This window comes from Vibrio sp. M260118 (assembly GCF_036533755.1).
Classification (GTDB): Bacteria; Pseudomonadota; Gammaproteobacteria; order Enterobacterales; family Vibrionaceae; genus Vibrio.
This window is the reverse complement of the sequence record NZ_JATABG010000692.1, coordinates 1-616: the sequence shown is the minus strand read 5'-3', so window position 1 is coordinate 616 and position 616 is coordinate 1. Positions and strand designations below refer to the sequence as shown.

Sequence of the window (616 nt, the reverse complement as noted above, 5' to 3'; positions counted from 1 at the left end):
AAGCAAGAGGACGCGCTGCAGAGAGCAGAGCTAGCTTTGACCGACATCCAAAGGTTAGAACTCAATGAAGCCTTTGCCGCACAAGCCATTGGTGTAATGAAAGAGCTATGTGAGCAACATGCGGTGCCTTACAGCTGGTTTGACAACAAAACCAACGTGAATGGAGGTGCTATTGCTTTGGGACATCCAATAGGAGCGTCTGGTGGTCGCATCGTTACCTCCCTTATTTACGAGATGCTACGTTCAAAGTCTGAACTTGGTTTGGCTTCGCTATGTATCGGTGGAGGCATGGGAACAGCGGTTGTACTTAAGCGTCATGCTGTTTAGAGTTTGTTAGCTGGGTAGATCCCTGTTGACTTAATTACATCATCAACAGGGTTGTAAATTATTCCGATACACTATTAATAATTAAATGAAACTCCAAACTGCACAGCACTCTCTTCAAAATGATGCTCATCGAACGCCTTGTTGGTTTGACGATACTCGACGTATGGTTTCAGCGTAGAGTCCGTGTAAGTTAATCGCGCTTCGTAATGAAGATTGGTGTCGTTGTCTTCGACAAGTGCCGACTCAAATTGCTTTTGTATCACATAGTTGTAAGAGAACTCAGTAACAT

At 44.3% G+C, this 616-nt stretch carries 2 pseudogenes; one reads left to right on the top strand and one right to left on the bottom strand.

The features are described 5' to 3' along the window. Positions 1 to 327: pseudogene (locus QTO00_RS20610) on the top strand (acetyl-CoA C-acyltransferase); the annotation flags it as partial. A gap of 74 nt (positions 328 to 401) precedes the next feature. Here the strand turns inward: QTO00_RS20610 and QTO00_RS20605 are convergent. Beyond that, a pseudogene (locus QTO00_RS20605) lies at positions 402 to 616 on the bottom strand (hypothetical protein); the annotation flags it as partial.